The sequence below is a fragment of the Azorhizobium caulinodans ORS 571 genome, from assembly GCF_000010525.1.
GTDB lineage: Bacteria > Pseudomonadota > Alphaproteobacteria > Rhizobiales > Xanthobacteraceae > Azorhizobium > Azorhizobium caulinodans.
On the sequence record NC_009937.1, the window covers coordinates 4972789 to 4988670 of the forward strand.

Consider the following 15882-nt stretch of genomic DNA (forward strand, 5'->3'; position numbering starts at 1 on the left):
CGACGCCCTGGGCGTTCCCGGCTAGGGCCGGGGGCGCCTCAGTGAACGCCGGCAAGCACCCAGACGAGACCCAGCGCACACACCGCGCCGAAGATCACCCCGACCACGATGCACATGGGGAGCGCAGCCGCGCTCTCCTTCCTCAACATCGACATCTCGCCGCCCCTTCACTCCTCTCGCCCCGTCCGATTGCAACCGGGGCCGTGACATTCGGGCAAGGCGTGCAGCCGGCGAATCCCTGCTGCGAGCGCTCGCCCTTGGGTCATCATACTCTCACGGATATATGGCGCGAACGCGCCCGTCATTGATTTCCCGCAGAACTTCCGATTGCTTTGCCCCTGGACCACCCGCATGGGGTGGGCGTGCGCAGCCATCCAGATCGAGACCATGACCGACAGCGCCAAAACCTCCCCCGATTCCCTGCCGTGCATTGCGGTTCTGGCCACGGGAGGCACCATTGCGGGCGCCGCCGATCCCCGCTCGGACGGCGGCTACAATGCCGGCGCCCTCTCCGCGGAAACGCTGCTCTCCGCCGTCCCCGGCATGGACCGGCAGGCGCGGATCGCGGCGGAGCAGGTGGCGGCCATCGGCAGCCAGGACATGAACGCGGCGGTCTGGCAGGCATTGGTGGCCCGAATCACCACCCTTCAGGCGCAGGCGGACGTGGCCGGCATCGTCATCACCCATGGCACCGACACCATGGAGGAGACGGCGCTGCTGCTGGACCTCGCCACGCAGGGCGAAAAGCCGGTGGTGATGGTCGGCGCCATGCGCCCGGCGACCGCCATCGGCGGCGAGGGCCCGCGCAATCTTCAGGCCGCCCTTCAGGTGGCGCTCTCCCCGCAGGCGCGGGGACGCGGTGTGCTCGTGGTGCTGAACGACACCATCCATGGCGCCCGCGATGTCACCAAGACCAGCACCACCGCCGTCGAGACCTTCCGCTCGCTGAACACCGGCCCCGCGGGCGCGGCCATCTTCGACAGCGTGACCTTCTTCCGTCCCCCCGAAGGCCGGCTCCATCTGCCTTTGCCCTCGGGCGCCCTGCCCCGGGTGGAGATCGTCTATGCCTATGCGGGCGCGGACGGACGGCCCGTGGAGGCCGCCGTCGCGGCGGGGGCGCAAGGCCTTGTTCTCGCGGGCGTGGGCGACGGGAATGCGCCGGCCGCGATGATGGAAGCGCTGGCGGCGGCCGCGCGGGCGGGGGTCGCGATCGTCCGCGCCAGCCGCACCGCCTCCGGCCCGGTGGTGCGCAACATCGAGGTGGATGACGACCGCCTCGGCTTTGTCGCCTCGGGCTACCATGCGCCGGCCAAGGCGCGGGTGTTGCTGCAATTGCTGCTGGCGAACGGGCACCGGGACGTGACTGTGCTGCAAGCGGTCTTCCGCAACCACGCTTTGCCTGGCTGAGGTGCGGTCAGGCGCCAGACGCTATCGCGGCAGGCCGGAGTAATAGACGACAAGCGCCTCGATTTCCGGCTCTGTGAGCGCGCGGCTCATGAAGCGCATGTCCTGATGGCGGCGTGTGCCTTTGCGGAACGCAATGAGCTGGTTCCACAGGTAGCGGTCGTGCTGGCCGGCGAGGTGCGGCACTTCCACGTCGCGGGCATGACCATCAACGCCGTGACAGGGCGCGCACTGGCTCACGAGGGCATTGAGTTCATCCGGCCCGATCGTCTGGGCTCTGGCCGAGCCGCCCATCAGGACGGCCATGCCCATGGCCAGCAAGCCTCGCCCCATCCCGTATCGAACGCCTGCCATCGCACCCCTCCCCGCTCCGGCGCCAAAGGCACCGGAGCCAAGAGGTAAGGCCGCGACGGACGGGCGGCAATCCGGGCTTTACCTTAAGGGGGGCTCAGGCGGCCTTCGTGGTGGTGTCCAGCGACAGCACGGATTCGAAACCCTCGAATTCCGGCGGGCCGATGTAGTTCACCTTGTTGGTACCGGCGTCCTTGTGCGCAGCGCGGAAGGCTTCGGACTTGGTCCAGCCCTCGAAATCCGCCTTGCTCGCCCAGTGGGTGTGAGAGGCGTAGAGGGTGTAGTCCTCCTTCTGCGGCCCCTTCAGCAGGTTGAAGGCGACGAAGCCCGGCACGGTGTGCAGATAGCTGTCGCGCTCGCGCCACACGCGCTCGAACTCGGCTTCGGACCCGTTCTTCACCTTGAAGCGGTTCATCGCGATGAACATGGAATGCTCCTTCCCGTCTCGAAAGTCCTGGCCCGCCCCGGTCACGGCGCGAACGATAAACTGATCCCATCATAGACCGGAAGCCGCGTCCTGTCGGAGCGGCCCCGTCCCTGGAGGCGCGGCGGATGCGCCCGCCCCGCCACGCACAGGCGCGCTCAACGGCGCCTACTTGGTGAGGGCCGCCGGCTTGCTGGACGCCACCTCGCCGCCGCCGAAACGGATGGTCACCGCCCCGCGCACGGTGAGGCCGGCGCTCGGCAGGAACTGCTGGTACTGCGTGTACTGCTCGTTCAGCAGGTTCTCCGCGCTCAGCGACATGCGCACATTTTCACTCGGCTGATAGCCGAGATAGACGTTCACGAGATTGAAGCTGGAGGTGGGCGCATAAACCGAGTTTGTGGGCAGGTCCGCCGCCGTCACCGCCGCCACCCACTGCCAGCGCAGCGAGAGGCTCAGCGTCTGGTCCGGCGAGCGCAGGCCGATGGTGGTCGCCACATTGTCCGGCTGGATGCTGGAGAGCGGCTGGTTGTCGCTCGTGTCCTTGCCCTCGCTCACGGTCGCCGAGATCCCCGCGAACCACAGGCGGGCGTCATACATGCTCTCCAGCTCGAAGCCCTGCAGGCGGGCGGAGGCGATGTTCTGGTACTGCGCATAGGCCGTGGTGCCGAAGCGGGTGCGGCCGAACTGCACGAGCTCGATGAAGTCGCTCACGTCGTTGCGATAGACGTCCGCCTTGAGGCGCAGCTTGTCGCCCTTGGTGAGCAGGTCGTCGAACTTCAGGTTGACGCCGATTTCCTTGTTCTTGCCCACCTCCGGCTGGAGATTTGCATTGGGCAGGAAGCAGAAGGTGCCGATGCTGCCATCCGGGCAGGTGACGATGGGCATGGCCGGGGGATGGGCACCTGCCACCAATGTCTCGGTCACTGCGGGCGCGCGATAGCCCTCCGCGTACGTGCCATAGACGGTGAACCAGGGCAGCGGCGTGAGGCCGATGGTAAGCTTGGGCGAGAAGCGGTCGCCGCTGTTGGAGACGCCGTTGCCGTTCAGCGTGTAGCTGTCGTAACGCACCGCCCCGATAGCCTCGAGCCAGGTGGAATAGTTCGCCTGCCACTGCACGAAGGCACCACCGACGCCGCGCGTGCCCGAGGGATTGTAACCGTCGCCGAAACCGTAGCGGTCAATGTTGCTCACGTCGTCATGGAAATAGTCGCCGCCGACCGTAACGGCATTGCGCACCGGCCCGAGGGCGAAGCGCGTGGTGTTGTTGGCGTCGAAGCCCACCGTATCGATGGTGAAGCTGCGCGGATTGCCGACGTTTCCGGTCACCGTGCTGTTGGTGCCGGCGACCTTCACCTGATCCTGCTGCACCTGGTTCCAGTAAACGGTGCTGCGCCAGTCGAACAGGTTGTTGTCCGGGTTCGAGTAATTGTAGCTGGCGCTCACCGTCCGGTTGGTGATGTCGGTGCCGTACTGGCTGGTGGTGGGCGTGGTGATCACGCTCGCCGAGCTGGTGGTGTAGGAGCTGTCGTAATTCAGCGCCGACAGCTTGATCTCGTGGAAATCCGCCGGGCGGATGGTGGCCTTGGCGATGCCGGTCCAGGTGGTGTTGGCGGTGCCGGGCACCTCATTGCCGTTGCCGTCGGAATAGTTGCCCTGGTCGCGATAGGTGCCGCCCCAGAACAGGTCGATGTTGGGACCGACGCGCGCCGCGCCGAAGGCCGAGCCGAAGCCCATGGGCCCGTTGGAGCCCATTTCGCCGGTGCCTTCCACACCCCAGGTCTGGCCGGGCTTCAGGATGTCGTTGGCATCCTTGGTGCGCATGGTGACGACACCGCCGATGGCGCCCGAACCGTAGATGTTGGACACGGGACCACGGATCACGTCCACGCCCGCCAACAACCCCGGCTCGACGAAGAAGGAGCCGGCGGAATTGGCATGGCCGAGCTGGGTGAAGTTCTGCCGCGCGCCGTCCACGATCACCGCCACGCGGCCGAAATCCTGAAGGCCGCGGATGTTCACGGATGTCTGGGTGCTGTTGCCGTTCTGGATGGCGGTCACGCCCGGCATGCCCCAGAAGACATCCGCCGTGCGGTCCGGCAGGTACTCCTGAAGCTGATCGAGCCGAACCGTGCTCACACCCGCCAGCGCGTTGATGGTGGAGATGGGCGTGTAAGTGGCCACCACGGTGATGGCATCAAGGGCGATCTCCCCGCCCGGCCCTGTGGTCATGGCCGGCTGGGACGAGGCGGGCCAGGATGCGGAGGACGATCCGGCCGGCGCCGTGGTGGCGGACTGCGCCGCCGCGGGTCCCGCCCAGGCGAGGCCTCCGGCGACCAGCGCAGCGCCGGCGACACTGGAAAGCCCCCGCGCGGCGGCGCGGCGGAACGGCCCCGATCCCTTCCGGCAGAGCGATACGGCGGAAACCGAACGCGCAGACGCGCGCGCTGTCAGGCGACCCATACACCATCTCCTGAAATGTCGAGCTGGCTACCACCCGGAACCGGGCTTGGCGGGCATGACCGACGCGCGCGGACCGCACGCAACTGATTCTCTGATTACTTGCAACAAACACCGATCCCTTAGAGACGGCGCCCGACAGGTCACAGGCCTGAGCCCGCGCCTTGAGAATACGGTGAACGAACGCCCGGCAGGCCCATGTCGATCACATTCTCATCAGATCCCGGGCCGACCGGATGGAACCCTTCCGGCCGCTTCACCAGGCTCTGACACGAAAGGGAGAAACGGCACTTTTCCGCCATGCAATCATGCAAGCGGAGCGCGCCCCCCGACCGACGCGGACCATGCCACGGCCACGAACAGGCTTTGGGTAGCGCCCGCATGACCGAGGGTCAAGTTGATTACCTCTAAACTAGAGCGGATGACAAAATAATCGATCCAACGTAACAGTATGCAACGTGGCGGGCGCAGTTAAGTTGGAAGAATTCGAAATGCAGAAACGGCACTCTCATTTCAGCTCATTGCTGTGCGGCATGTCCGCGAATGCGCGCGCCCTCGCCGGCACCCTCGCCGCGAGTGCCCTCTGCGCTCTGCTCGCCGTCACGCCCGCCGCCGCCCATCACGTGACCGACGCCAGTGGCCGCCGGGTGGAGGTGCGCGATACCGCCCATATCGTCTCCATCGGCAGCGCGGTGACCGAAATCCTCTTCGCCCTCGGCGTCGGCGAGCGGGTGGTGGCAGTGGACCAGACCAGCGTCTATCCGGAGGCCGCGCGCAAGCTCCCCAACGTGGGCTACATGCGCGCCCTTTCGCCCGAGGGCGTCCTGTCGAAGACGCCGAGCGTCATCATTGCCAGCGAAGGGTCCGGCCCCCGCGAGGCCATAGAGGTGCTGTCCCACTCCTCCGTCCCCGTGGTACTCATTCCCGATGGCCATTCGCCGGATGCGATCGTGCGCAAGATCGAGATGGTGGCCGATGCGGTCGGCATTCCGGAGAAAGGGCAGGAGCTCGCCAATGCGGTGCGCTCCGATTTTCGCCAGCTCGCCCATGAGATCGCCACGCTGAAGCATCACCCCCGCGCGGTCTTCGTGCTCTCCACCGCAGGCGGCGCCCCCATCGTGGGCGGTGCCGGAACCAGCGCGGACGCCATGTTCCATCTCGCCGGCCTCGAGAATGCGGTGGCGGGCGTGAAGGGGTACAAGCCGGCGAGCGAGGAAGTCCTCCTCACCGCCCAGCCGGACGTGATCGTGGTCATGAGCGGCGGCGGCCAGCCCCTGCCGCCGGAGACGATCTTCGCCATTCCCGCCTTCCGGAATTCCCCGGCGGCGAAGCACAAGCGGCTCATCACCCTGCCGGGCTCCTATCTGCTCGGCTTCGGCCCGCGCACGCCGGAAGCCGCGCTCGACCTCGCGCTGGCCGCCCGCGCCAATGCCAAGCTCGCACCGCTGCCGGTCCATTCCTGGTCCAGCGAGCCCAACCCGTGAGCCTCGCGGCGCTGAAGGCCACCGCCCACGCGCATCCGAGGCGGCTGCGGCCGGCGGCGCCCGCCGGCCTCGTGGCCTGCGCGCTCCTTGCCGCCCTCGCCTTCCTCGCGGCTCTGGCGGTCGGCGCCGTGAGCATCAGCCCCGGCCGGGTGCTGGAGATCCTCGCGGGTGCCTTCTCCACGCCTGCGGACGAGGCGGGCGCCGCCATGCGCGAGCGCATCGTCGTGCTGGATATCCGCCTGCCCCGCGCCGTCCTCGGCCTTCTCACCGGGGCCGGCACGGCCATGGCCGGGGCGGTGATGCAGGGCGTGTTCCGCAATCCGCTGGCCGATCCCGGCCTCGTGGGCGTCGCCCCCGGCGCGGCGCTGGCGGCGGTGTCCTTCTTCGTCCTCGGCGCCCCGCTCGTGGCCCTTCTGCCACCGCTGGCGCAGACGTTGGCCCTGCCGCTCTGCGCCTTTGCCGGCAGTCTGATCACCACGCTCCTCATCGCCCGCCTGTCCATGCGCGAGGGAGCCATGTCGGTGGCGACATTGCTGTTCTCGGGCCTCGCGCTCGGGGCGTTGGCCAGCGCCGGGACGGGCCTTCTGGTCTTCATCTCGAGCGAGCAGCAGTCGCGGGAATTCGTCTTCTGGACCCTCGGGAGCCTCGGCGGCGCCACATGGCCGAAGGTGGCCCTCGTCGCGCCCTTCGTCGGTTTTCTGGTGGTATGCGCGCCCGTCCTGGCGCGCGGGCTCGACGCGCTGGCGCTCGGGGAGGCGGAAGCCTTTCATGTGGGCGTGCCGGTGGAGCGGCTGAAGCGCCTCGCCATCATCGCGGTCGCGGCGGGCGTCGGCGCCTGCGTCGCTGCGGCGGGCGTCATCGGCTTCATCGGGCTCGTGGTGCCGCATCTCGTGCGCATGTGGCTGGGGCCGGGACATCGCGTGCTCCTGCCCGCGTCCGCTTTGCTCGGTGCCGCCGTCCTCATCGCCGCCGACATCTGCGCCCGCATCGCTGTGGCCCCGGCCGAACTGCCGCTGGGCGTCGTCACGGCGCTGGTCGGCGCGCCCTTCTTCCTCTGGCTGCTCCTGCGCCGCCGCATGATCGGGTGACGCCGTGGATCCGACCCAAGCGTATCAGGCCGAAGCCGCCAGCCTTGTCCGTCAGGGGCGCGCCCTCGTGCGTGACGTCTCTCTCAGCCTCATGCCCGGCACCGTCACCGTCATCGTCGGCCCAAACGGCGCGGGCAAGTCGAGCCTGCTCAAGCTGCTGGCCGGCGAGGTGAAGCCCAGTTCCGGGCGCGTGACACTCGACGGCGCCGACATCCGCACGCTCAGCCCTGCCGCCCTCGCCCGACGACGGGCCGTGCTGCCCCAGTCGAGCGAGGTCGCCTTTCCCTTCCGCGTCGAGGAAGTGGTGGCCATCGGCCTTCTCGGAGATCAGCCGTCTGCGCGGGCGCGCGTGGAGCGCGTGCTGGAGCAGGTGGACCTGCCGGGCTTTGCGGCGCGCACCTATGACAGCCTCTCCGGCGGGGAGCGCCAGCGGGTGCAACTCGCGCGTGCTCTCGCGCAGCTGGAGGTGATGCCCCCCGACCAGCCCGGCTATCTGCTGCTGGACGAGCCCACCGCGAGCCTCGATCTCGCCCATCAGCTGCTGGTGCTGCGGCACGCCCGCCGGCATGCGGAACAGGGTGGCGCGGTCCTCGCCATCCTGCATGATCTCAATCTCGCGGCCATGGCGGCGGATCGGCTCGTGGTGCTGGTGCAGGGCGCCATCGTCGCCGAGGGGCCGCCGGCCGAAATCATGACCGACGCCATCATCGGCGCGAGCTTCGGCGTGGCCGCACGGGTCAATGCGGTGCCGGACGGCCCCTTCCTGCTGCCGCAGACCGTCGCCGCCGCCTGATCAGACGACGACCCGCGCGTCCAGATTCAGAACCGCACGGGCAAGGCTGTAGGGCGCCAGCATCGACGTCTTCGGATTGTCCGGCAGCGGGCGGCCTTCCATCGTCACCGACATGCGCCCGAAGGCGCCCTCCGCCTCGATCGTGTGGCGATTTCCCGTCACCGCCGGATCGGCCATGAGCGTCACCTGCGTCTCGTCAAAGCCGAGCCCCGCCAGCGCAATGGCCGCCACCACATTGGCATTCTGCGGGAAGGCGAGGGCCGCCTCCCGTGCGGTGCCGGTGAAGACCGCGGCGGCCGCGGTGAGTGCCGACAGATCGGCCACCCGCTCGGCGGGCGTGCCGAGCCACGCGGCCGGGGGCTTGCGCGAGACATAGCGCACCGACGAAAGGCCGGCCCGCCGGGCAGCAGCCAGCGCATCGAGGCCGCCCACGGCGCCCGCTGGAATCACTAGCCGCCCGCCGCAAGCCGAGGCCGCGCGCAGGCGGGTCTCCAGCTCCGGATCGGCCAGCGCGCCCACGGCCGCGACCACGAGATCCCGACCCGCAGCGAGGATGCCGGGCCCATGGGCCTGGAGCGCCCCATGCCCCGCGCATTCCGCCACCACGGTCACGCCGCTGGCGAGGAAATCGCCCAAGGTCTCGGCCACCGCAACATCGGCCGGCAGAGCCGCCCGTACCCGTTCTGCGCCGCCGGGCCGGACCAGAACCGCGCCAAGCGCCGCGCCTTCCTGCGCCAACACGCCGCGGAGCGCGCCCGCCATGGCGCCATGACCCACGATGCCGATCTTCATGCCCAACGCCTCCGCCGCTCCGGCGCAATATCACCCAGACAAGATCGCAGGCAGAAACCCCAGGTTGCCAAACGTGCAGCGCAAACCATAGTTGCGATTCGTGGATGCATTAAATCTTTGCTTGCAATGCTTGATTTGGGTCAACGCCCGTTGTGTTCGGCGTCTCTAGTGTTGCGACCAAGGGGGATTTTGGGAGGGCGGAATCCAATGTTGGAACATGGCACGACAGCAAAGAGAAGCGATCTGGCGCGGGAAGCGGCTCTGGCGGCGGCGGTGCGGCGCTTCTCGCAGCAGAGCTATGATCAGGTGGGCCTGAGGCAGGTGGCTGCGGACGCCAGTCTCGACGTCGCCCGCGTCCACCGGCTGTTCGGCTCCAAGGAAGCGCTGTTCGCGGCCTGTGTGCGGCGGGCCTTCGGCGGCTGGAACTGGACGTCCACCGACGGACGCAGCCTCGCCCAGGAGATCGCGCAGGACCTTCTGGTGGAGCGGGAGGCCCCCGAGGGTGATCCGCTGCAGATGCTCGTGCGCTCGGTCTCCGATCCGCACGCAGGCCCCATCCTGCGCGCCTGGTGCGAAGAGAGCTTCCTCGAGCCCGTCGCCCGCATCCTGCGATCGGGCGGCCGCCCGGTCTCGGAGGCGGAAGTGGCCGAGCGCGTGGCGCTGGTCGCGGCCTGCTGCTTCGGCATCGCCGTCATGCGCAAGGTCATGGCCGTGCCCGCTCTCGCCAAGGCCGATGCAAGTGCGCTGTCCCGGCGCATCGAACACCTCCTCAGTTGCCCCCTTGTCATCGAGGAGGCGCCACACTCCAGTCCAGAGATACTTGAGCCAGCTTCATGACGCGACGCATCGGGCTTCTCGTTTTCCTCGCCATCGTCATCCTGGCGGCCGGCGGCGGATACTATGTGTACCAGCACCGCCAGACCCTGCCCGCCGGCATCCTCGCCGCCAACGGGCGCATCGAGGCAACCGAAGTGGACGTGGCGGCGAAATATGCCGGCCGCGTCGCGGACGTACTCGTGGAGGAAGGGGACTTCGTGCGCCAGGGCCAGGTGCTCGCGCGCATGGATGTGCAGGAAACGGAAGCCTCGCTGCGGAGCGCACAGGCACAGGCCGAACAGGCCCAGCGCTCCTATGAGCAGGCCAAGCACGTGGTGGAGCAGCGGCGCGGCGAACTCGATCTCGCGGTCAAGGAGCTGGAGCGCGACGAGACGCTGCTCACCAAGGGCTTTGCCACCCAGCAGAAGGTGGACCAGCAGCGCACCGCCAAGGTCACGTCGGAAGCCGCGTTGAATGCGGCCCTGAGTGCCGTGGCCGCCTACGAGGCGGCCATCCGCTCGGCCAAGGCGGAGGTGGACCGCCTGACCCGTCAGGTGGTGGACGGCACGCTCACCGCGCCGCGGTCGGGGCGCGTGCTCTACCGCCTCGCCGAGCCCGGCGAGGTGCTGGCGGCCGGCGGCAAGGTGCTGACCCTGCTCGACCTGTCCGACGTGTATATGACCGTCTTCCTGCCCGCAGCCGCGGCCGGCAAGGTGGGGCTCGGCGCCGACGCCCGCCTGCTGCTGGAGCCGATCCCGGATCTCGCCATCCCCGCGAAGGTGTCCTTCATCTCGGCCCGCGCCCAGTTCACGCCCAAGCAGGTGGAAACCCAGAGCGAACGGGACCGGATGATGTTCCGCACCAAGGTGCGCATCCCCACCGAGCTGGTGCAGAAATACATGGAACAGGCGAAGACCGGCGTCACCGGCGTCGCCTATGTGCGGATCGACCCCAACACGCCCTGGCCGAGCTGGCTGGAATCCGACCTGACCCGGACCGCGCCATGATCGCGCAAGCCCCGGCGGCAACCGGCGGCTTCCGCGTCGCCGGCGTCGTGCACCGCTATGGCCCGGTGACCGCCGTCAACGACGTGACGCTGGCGCTGGCGGGCGGCGGGGCCATGGCGCTGGTGGGGCCGGACGGGGTGGGCAAGTCCACCCTCCTCGCCCTCATCGCCGGGGCCAAGCGCATCCAGACGGGACAGGTGGAGGCGCTGGGCGCGGATTTCGCCTCCCGTCGCGCCCGCGAGGCGGTGCAGCCGCGCATCGCCTTCATGCCGCAGGGGCTCGGCAAGAATCTCTATCCCGGCCTGACGGTGCGCGAGAACATCGCCTTCTTCGCCCGCCTCTTCGGGGCCGACGCCAAGGCGGCCGAGGCCCGCATGGCGCCGCTGCTGGAAGCCGTCGGCCTTGCCCCCTTTGCCGACCGCCTGATGCGCAAGCTCTCCGGCGGCATGAAGCAGAAGCTCGGCCTGTGCTGCGCGCTCGTGCACGAGCCCGATCTGCTGCTGCTCGACGAGCCCACCACGGGCGTCGATCCCCTCTCTCGCCGCCAGTTCTGGGAACTGGTGGACGCCATCCGCGCCGACCGGCCGAACCTCGCCTTGCTGGTCGCCACCGCCGACATGGAGGAAGCCGCCCGCTTCCCGCGCGTGGTGATGATGAACGATGGCAAGATCCTCGCGGACGGCACCCCGGCTGAGCTCCTCGCCCGCACCGGGGAAGGCGACCTCGAGCGCGCCTTCATCGCCTTGCTGCCGCCCGAGGCGCGGGGCAGCGACATCGCGCCCGGGGCCCGTGCGGCGATCCCGGATGATGCCCCCGTCGCCATCGAATCGAGGGGCCTCACCCGCCGTTTCGGAGACTTCGTGGCGGTGGATGCGGTCAATTTCACCATCCGCAAGGGCGAGATCTTCGGCTTCCTCGGCTCCAACGGCTGCGGCAAGTCCACCACCATGAAGATGCTCACCGGCCTCCTGCCCGCCTCAAGCGGCGAGGCGCTGCTGTTCGGCAAGCCGGTGGGGGCCAACGACATGGAGACCCGGCGCCGCGTCGGCTACATGTCCCAGAGCTTCTCGCTCTATGGCGACCTCACGGTGCGGCAGAACCTCGACCTGCACGCCCGTCTGTTCGCCCTGCCTGAGGAAGCGGGCAAGGCGCGCATCGCAGAACTCGCGCGCGACTACGACCTCGTAGACGTGCTGGACACGCTCGCCGACAGCCTGCCGCTCGGTGTGCGGCAGCGCCTGTCACTCGCGGTCGCGGTGCTGCACCGGCCGGAAGTTCTGATCCTCGACGAGCCGACCTCCGGCGTCGATCCCGTGGCTCGCGACGGCTTCTGGGCGCATCTGCTGCGCCTCTCCCGCGAGGATGGCGTCACCATCTTCATCTCCACCCATTTCATGGGCGAGGCGAGCCGCTGCGACCGCATCTCCTTCATGCATGCGGGCCGCGTCATCGCCACCGGCACGCCGGCGCAGTTGCAGGAAGACAAGCACGCCGCGAGCCTTGAAGAGGCCTTCGTCGCCTATATGGAGGCGGGGGGACGCAGCGCCGGCGGCCCGCCGCGCCTGCCGCCCTCCCCGGCCGAGAATGGCCGGCGCAAGCTGTTCTCCCTGCGCCGCATGCGGGCCTATTCCGGCCGCGAGGCGGTGGAGCTGAGCCGCGATCCCGTGCGCCTCACCTTCGCGCTGCTGGGCACGGCGCTGCTGATGCTCATCTTCGGCTATGGCATCACGCTCGACGTGGACCATGTGCGCTTCGCCGTGCTCGACCGCGACCAGACTCCGGAAAGCCGGCTCTATGCCGACACCTTCGCCCACTCCTCCTATTTCGACGTTGAGGCGCCCCTCGCCTCGCCGGCGGAACTGGAGCGGCGGCTGCAATCCAACGACATCGCCTTCGCCATCGAGATCCCGCCCCAGTTCGGCGCCGACCTGCGCACGGGGCGGCAGACCGAAGTGCTGGTGACCGTTGATGGCGCCATGCCGTTCCGCGCCGAGACCATACAGGGCTATGTGGAAGGCGCGCACACGCAGTTCCTCACCGAGATGGCCGCGGCCGCGGGCAAGACCGTCACGACCGGCGCCAGCCTCGCCATGCGCTATCGCTACAACCAGTCCTTCCGCAGCATCGATGCCATGGTGCCGGCGGTGATCGCGCTGATGCTGGTCTTCATTCCCTCCGTGCTGACCGCGCTCGGCGTGGTGACGGAGAAGGAGCTGGGATCGATCACCAATCTCTATGTGACGCCGGTCACCAAGCTGGAATTCCTGCTGGGCAAGCAGCTGCCCTATGTGGCGCTTGGTTGCTTCAATTATCTGGTCATGGTGGGCATGGCGCTCGTCATCTTCGGCGTGCCGCTGAAGGGGAGCTTCCTCGGCCTCTCGCTGGCGGCGGTGGGCTATGTGCTCGGCACGACCGCCATCGGCCTCGTCTCCTCCACCCTCACGCGCACGCAGGTGGCCGCCCTCTTCGCCACCACGCTCGCGACCATGATGCCGGCCACCCAGTTCTCCGGCATGCTCCAGCCGGTGGCGACGCTGGAGGGCGGCGCGCGGGTGATCGGCACCCTCTTCCCCACCAGCTATTTCCTGCGGGCGAGCGTTGGCGCCTTCACCAAGGGGCTCGACTTCGGGGCGCTGCTGCCCTTCGCCATCGTCTGCTTCGCCTTCTGGCCGGCGCTGCTGCTCATCGCCCATACGCTCCTCAGGAAGCAGGAGACATGAGATGAACTTCAGCGCCCTCTCTGCCCTGATCCGCAAGGAACTCATCAGCCTCTGGCGCGACCGGGGGATGCTGATCCTGGTGCTCTATGCCTTCACCGCCGCCATCTACATGCAGGCGAACGGCATGAAGCACGACCTCAACCGCGCCACCGTGGGCGTGGTGGACGAGGACAATTCCACGCTGTCCCACGCCATCATCGACGCCCTGATGCCGCCCCGCTTCCAGACGCCCGTCGCGCTGGCGCCGCAGGACGTGGACTGGCTGATGGACAGCGCACGCTACACTTTCGTGCTGAACTTCCCGCCCAAGTTCCAGTCGGACGTGCTGGCGGGGCGTTCCCCGTCGGTGCAACTGCTCATCGATGCCACGGCGCTGATGCAGGCCGGGCTCGGTGCCAATTACATCTCGGAGATCTTCCAGCAGGAGGTGAACCGCTTCCTCCAGCGGGAAGGCAATGGCGCCCAGACACCGGTGGAACTGCACATCCGCGCCGCCTTCAACCAGACGCTGGAATCCTCCTGGTTCACCGGCACCATGGGCCTCATCAACAACATCACCATGCTCTCGGTGCTGCTGGCGGGCGCAGCGCTCATCCGCGAGCGTGAACACGGCACGCTGGAGCATGTGCTGGTGCTGCCGGTGCGCCCGGTCGAGATCATGATGGCCAAGATCATCGCCAATGGCGCGGTGATCCTGCTGGTGACCGCGCTTTCCATCCTCGGGGTACTGCAAGGGGTGATGGGCATGGCCATCGCCGGCTCCATCCCGCTGTTCCTGCTGGGCGTCGCCTTCTATCTCTTCTTCTCGGCCTCGTTCGGCATCTTCCTGGGCACGGTGTCCGGCTCGATGCCGCAGCTCGGCCTGCTGTTCATCCTCACCATCCTGCCCATGAACCTGCTCTCGGGTGGCTTCACGCCATTGGAGAGCATGCCGCAATGGATGCAGTGGGCGACACAGCTCTCGCCCTCCACCCATTTCGTCGCCTTTGCGCAGGCGATCCTCTACCGGGGCGCGGGTTTCGAGGTGGTGTGGCCGCGCTTCCTCGCCGTGCTCGCCATCGGCGGCCTGTTCTTCGCCTTCAGCCTCGCCCGCTTCCGCAGCTTCATGGCCTCGCAGCAATAGGCCGGCAGCGCCCCCTCAGCCGAAGCGGCGGCGGGCTTCCAGCGCGAGGCCCGTGCCCACCGAGCCGAAGGTGTCGCCATCCACCACGCGGGCGTTCGGCACCGCCGCGAGGATGGCGGAGCGCACATGGGCGAGGCGGGTGGAGCCGCCGGTGAGGAAGACCGCATCGATCTGATCGGCCGTGAGCCCCGCCTGTTCCAGGCACACCCCGACGCGACGGGCCACCCGCTCGGCGAGCGTTGCGGTGTGGGTCTCAAGGCCACCGCGGTCGAGTTCGGCGATCAGGCCGGACTCCACCTCTTTGAGATCGAGCCGGGCCTCACCCTCCTCCGCCAGCGCGATCTTGGCGCCCTCGGTGGCGATGGCGAGCGTGTGGCCGCGCTGGTCCTCGATCACCTTCAGGAGGCGATCCAGCAGCGCCGGATGGGCGGCATCGCGCTTCACTTCGACAATCTCCCGCACGGTCTTCGGCGTGTAGAGCCGGTTGATGGCCGACCATGTAGCGAGGTCGAAATAATAGGCGCTCGGCACATCGCGGCCCGGCTGCTTCATGGGGCTGCGATAGCCGAGCAGGGGCATGACGATGCTGAGCGAGAGCTGGCGGTCGAAATCCGTGCCGCCGATGCGCACGCCGTCATTGGCGAGAATGTCGTCCACCCGGTCCGGCTTCGTCCGCCGTTCAGGGGCAAGGCGCACGATGGAGAAGTCCGACGTGCCGCCGCCGATATCCGCGATCAGCGCCAGTTCCTCGTGTGTCACCTGCTGCTCGTAATCGAGCGCGGCGGCAATGGGCTCGTACTGGAAGGAGACCTCCGAGAAGCCGATGCTGTGCGCGACCTCCTCCAGCGCGTCCTGCGCCTTCGCATTGCCCGCCGCATCGTCGTCCACGAAGAAGACCGGGCGCCCCATCACCACCTTGTCGAGCCTGACGCCCCGATCGGCCTCCGCGCGGGCCTTCACGGTGGCGATGAACTCGCCGATCACGGCGCGGAACGGGATGCGCCGCCGGCCGACAGCCGTCGTCTCGTCGAGGAGCGCCGTTCCGAGCACGGATTTCAGCGCCCGCATGAGGCGGCCATCCTCGCCTTCCACATAGGCGCGCACGGCGGCGCGGCCGATGCGCGGATGGCCGGCCCGGTCATAGAAGACCGCGCTCGGCACGGTGTCGCGCCCGTCCTCCAGTGCCGCGAGCACGGCGCCGTGGCCGTCGGGCAGGCCGAGCGTGGTGTTGGATGTGCCGAAATCGAGGCCGCAGGCCGCCATGGGGGATCTCCGAGGGGCGGGCTTGGTACGCGCTCGCCGCCGCGGGATCAAGGCCATTCGTTATTGCGGTAAGGCCGTCATCGGGCCTTCATAGGGACGTCATGGCCGCGTCACGCATTCCTCGCAAGCAACGAACGAGGCTGGCGCGGCCAGCAGA

At 68.4% G+C, this 15882-nt stretch carries 13 protein-coding genes; 8 read left to right on the forward strand and 5 right to left on the reverse strand.

Annotation, left to right across the window (positions count from 1 at the left end):
• Window positions 1–351: 351 nt before the first annotated feature.
• The gene (locus tag AZC_RS22450) at window positions 352–1407 is read left to right on the forward strand and encodes an asparaginase (RefSeq protein ID WP_043879758.1); all 1056 of its coding nucleotides are present in this window, start codon (window positions 352–354) and stop codon (window positions 1405–1407) included.
• Window positions 1408–1428: 21 nt separating this feature from the next.
• Here AZC_RS22450 and AZC_RS22455 read toward each other — a convergent pair whose 3' ends face one another.
• The 3 genes from AZC_RS22455 to AZC_RS22465 form a co-directional block, all read right to left on the reverse strand.
• Entirely contained in the window at window positions 1429–1716 is a 288-nt protein-coding gene (locus tag AZC_RS22455; RefSeq protein ID WP_158304153.1) for a c-type cytochrome, read from the reverse strand.
• 136 nt (window positions 1717–1852) lie between these two features.
• Entirely contained in the window at window positions 1853–2182 is a 330-nt protein-coding gene (locus AZC_RS22460) for an antibiotic biosynthesis monooxygenase family protein (protein ID WP_012172903.1), read from the reverse strand.
• 165 nt (window positions 2183–2347) lie between these two features.
• Window positions 2348–4642 (reverse strand): TonB-dependent hemoglobin/transferrin/lactoferrin family receptor, encoded by a 2295-nt coding sequence (locus AZC_RS22465; protein ID WP_012172904.1) that lies wholly within the window; start codon window positions 4640–4642, stop codon window positions 2348–2350.
• A 530-nt stretch (window positions 4643–5172) separates the two neighbouring features.
• On the opposite strand from AZC_RS22465, the gene AZC_RS22470 reads away from it, so the two are divergent.
• The 3 genes from AZC_RS22470 to AZC_RS22480 are packed head-to-tail and all read left to right on the forward strand — an operon-like array spanning window position 5173 to window position 8004.
• Window positions 5173–6123 (forward strand): heme/hemin ABC transporter substrate-binding protein, encoded by a 951-nt coding sequence (locus tag AZC_RS22470; RefSeq protein ID WP_043879760.1) that lies wholly within the window; start codon window positions 5173–5175, stop codon window positions 6121–6123.
• Complete coding sequence (locus tag AZC_RS22475; RefSeq protein WP_012172906.1) at window positions 6120–7211, forward strand: FecCD family ABC transporter permease; 1092 nt, start codon at window positions 6120–6122, stop codon at window positions 7209–7211. The genes AZC_RS22470 and AZC_RS22475 overlap by 4 nt, the downstream gene beginning before the upstream one ends.
• Before the next feature lie 4 nt (window positions 7212–7215).
• A complete protein-coding gene (locus AZC_RS22480; RefSeq protein ID WP_012172907.1) occupies window positions 7216–8004 on the forward strand; it encodes a heme ABC transporter ATP-binding protein in 789 nt (262 codons plus the stop codon).
• Here AZC_RS22480 and AZC_RS22485 read toward each other — a convergent pair whose 3' ends face one another.
• The gene (locus AZC_RS22485; RefSeq protein ID WP_012172908.1) at window positions 8005–8796 is read right to left on the reverse strand and encodes an aspartate dehydrogenase; all 792 of its coding nucleotides are present in this window, start codon (window positions 8794–8796) and stop codon (window positions 8005–8007) included.
• A 207-nt stretch (window positions 8797–9003) separates the two neighbouring features.
• Between AZC_RS22485 and AZC_RS22490 the strand changes: the two genes are divergently transcribed.
• Genes AZC_RS22490 through AZC_RS22505 form a run of 4 tightly spaced genes read left to right on the forward strand, consistent with a single transcriptional unit; the run spans window position 9004 to window position 14462 of the window.
• Window positions 9004–9633, forward strand: a complete 630-nt coding sequence (locus tag AZC_RS22490; RefSeq protein ID WP_052286045.1) for a TetR/AcrR family transcriptional regulator — start codon at window positions 9004–9006, stop codon at window positions 9631–9633.
• Window positions 9630–10619, forward strand: a complete 990-nt coding sequence (locus AZC_RS22495; RefSeq protein WP_012172910.1) for an HlyD family secretion protein — start codon at window positions 9630–9632, stop codon at window positions 10617–10619. The genes AZC_RS22490 and AZC_RS22495 overlap by 4 nt, the downstream gene beginning before the upstream one ends.
• Window positions 10616–13339 carry a ribosome-associated ATPase/putative transporter RbbA gene (gene rbbA, locus AZC_RS22500; protein WP_012172911.1) on the forward strand — a complete coding sequence of 908 codons (2724 nt, stop codon included), beginning with the start codon at window positions 10616–10618 and terminating at the stop codon, window positions 13337–13339. Before AZC_RS22495 ends, rbbA begins: the two co-directional genes overlap by 4 nt.
• A gap of 1 nt (window position 13340) precedes the next feature.
• Window positions 13341–14462 carry an ABC transporter permease gene (locus AZC_RS22505; protein ID WP_012172912.1) on the forward strand — a complete coding sequence of 374 codons (1122 nt, stop codon included), beginning with the start codon at window positions 13341–13343 and terminating at the stop codon, window positions 14460–14462.
• Window positions 14463–14477: 15 nt separating this feature from the next.
• Here the strand turns inward: AZC_RS22505 and AZC_RS22510 are convergent, their stop codons facing one another.
• Window positions 14478–15725 (reverse strand): Hsp70 family protein, encoded by a 1248-nt coding sequence (locus AZC_RS22510; RefSeq protein WP_012172913.1) that lies wholly within the window; start codon window positions 15723–15725, stop codon window positions 14478–14480.
• Between the last annotated feature and the right edge of the window lie 157 nt (window positions 15726–15882).

What these genes read in the sequence shown, in the direction of transcription:
- AZC_RS22450 (WP_043879758.1), top strand. Translation starts at nt 352, where the DNA reads ATGGGGTGGGCGTGCGCAGCCATCCAGATCGAGACCATGACCGACAGC.
- AZC_RS22455 (WP_158304153.1), bottom strand. Translation starts at nt 1,716, where the DNA reads ATGGGCATGGCCGTCCTGATGGGCGGCTCGGCCAGAGCCCAGACGATC.
- AZC_RS22460 (WP_012172903.1), bottom strand. Translation starts at nt 2,182, where the DNA reads ATGTTCATCGCGATGAACCGCTTCAAGGTGAAGAACGGGTCCGAAGCC.
- AZC_RS22465 (WP_012172904.1), bottom strand. Translation starts at nt 4,642, where the DNA reads ATGGGTCGCCTGACAGCGCGCGCGTCTGCGCGTTCGGTTTCCGCCGTA.
- AZC_RS22470 (WP_043879760.1), top strand. Translation starts at nt 5,173, where the DNA reads ATGTCCGCGAATGCGCGCGCCCTCGCCGGCACCCTCGCCGCGAGTGCC.
- AZC_RS22485 (WP_012172908.1), bottom strand. Translation starts at nt 8,796, where the DNA reads ATGAAGATCGGCATCGTGGGTCATGGCGCCATGGCGGGCGCGCTCCGC.
- AZC_RS22490 (WP_052286045.1), top strand. Translation starts at nt 9,004, where the DNA reads ATGTTGGAACATGGCACGACAGCAAAGAGAAGCGATCTGGCGCGGGAA.
- AZC_RS22495 (WP_012172910.1), top strand. Translation starts at nt 9,630, where the DNA reads ATGACGCGACGCATCGGGCTTCTCGTTTTCCTCGCCATCGTCATCCTG.
- rbbA (WP_012172911.1), top strand. Translation starts at nt 10,616, where the DNA reads ATGATCGCGCAAGCCCCGGCGGCAACCGGCGGCTTCCGCGTCGCCGGC.
- AZC_RS22505 (WP_012172912.1), top strand. Translation starts at nt 13,341, where the DNA reads ATGAACTTCAGCGCCCTCTCTGCCCTGATCCGCAAGGAACTCATCAGC.
- AZC_RS22510 (WP_012172913.1), bottom strand. Translation starts at nt 15,725, where the DNA reads ATGGCGGCCTGCGGCCTCGATTTCGGCACATCCAACACCACGCTCGGC.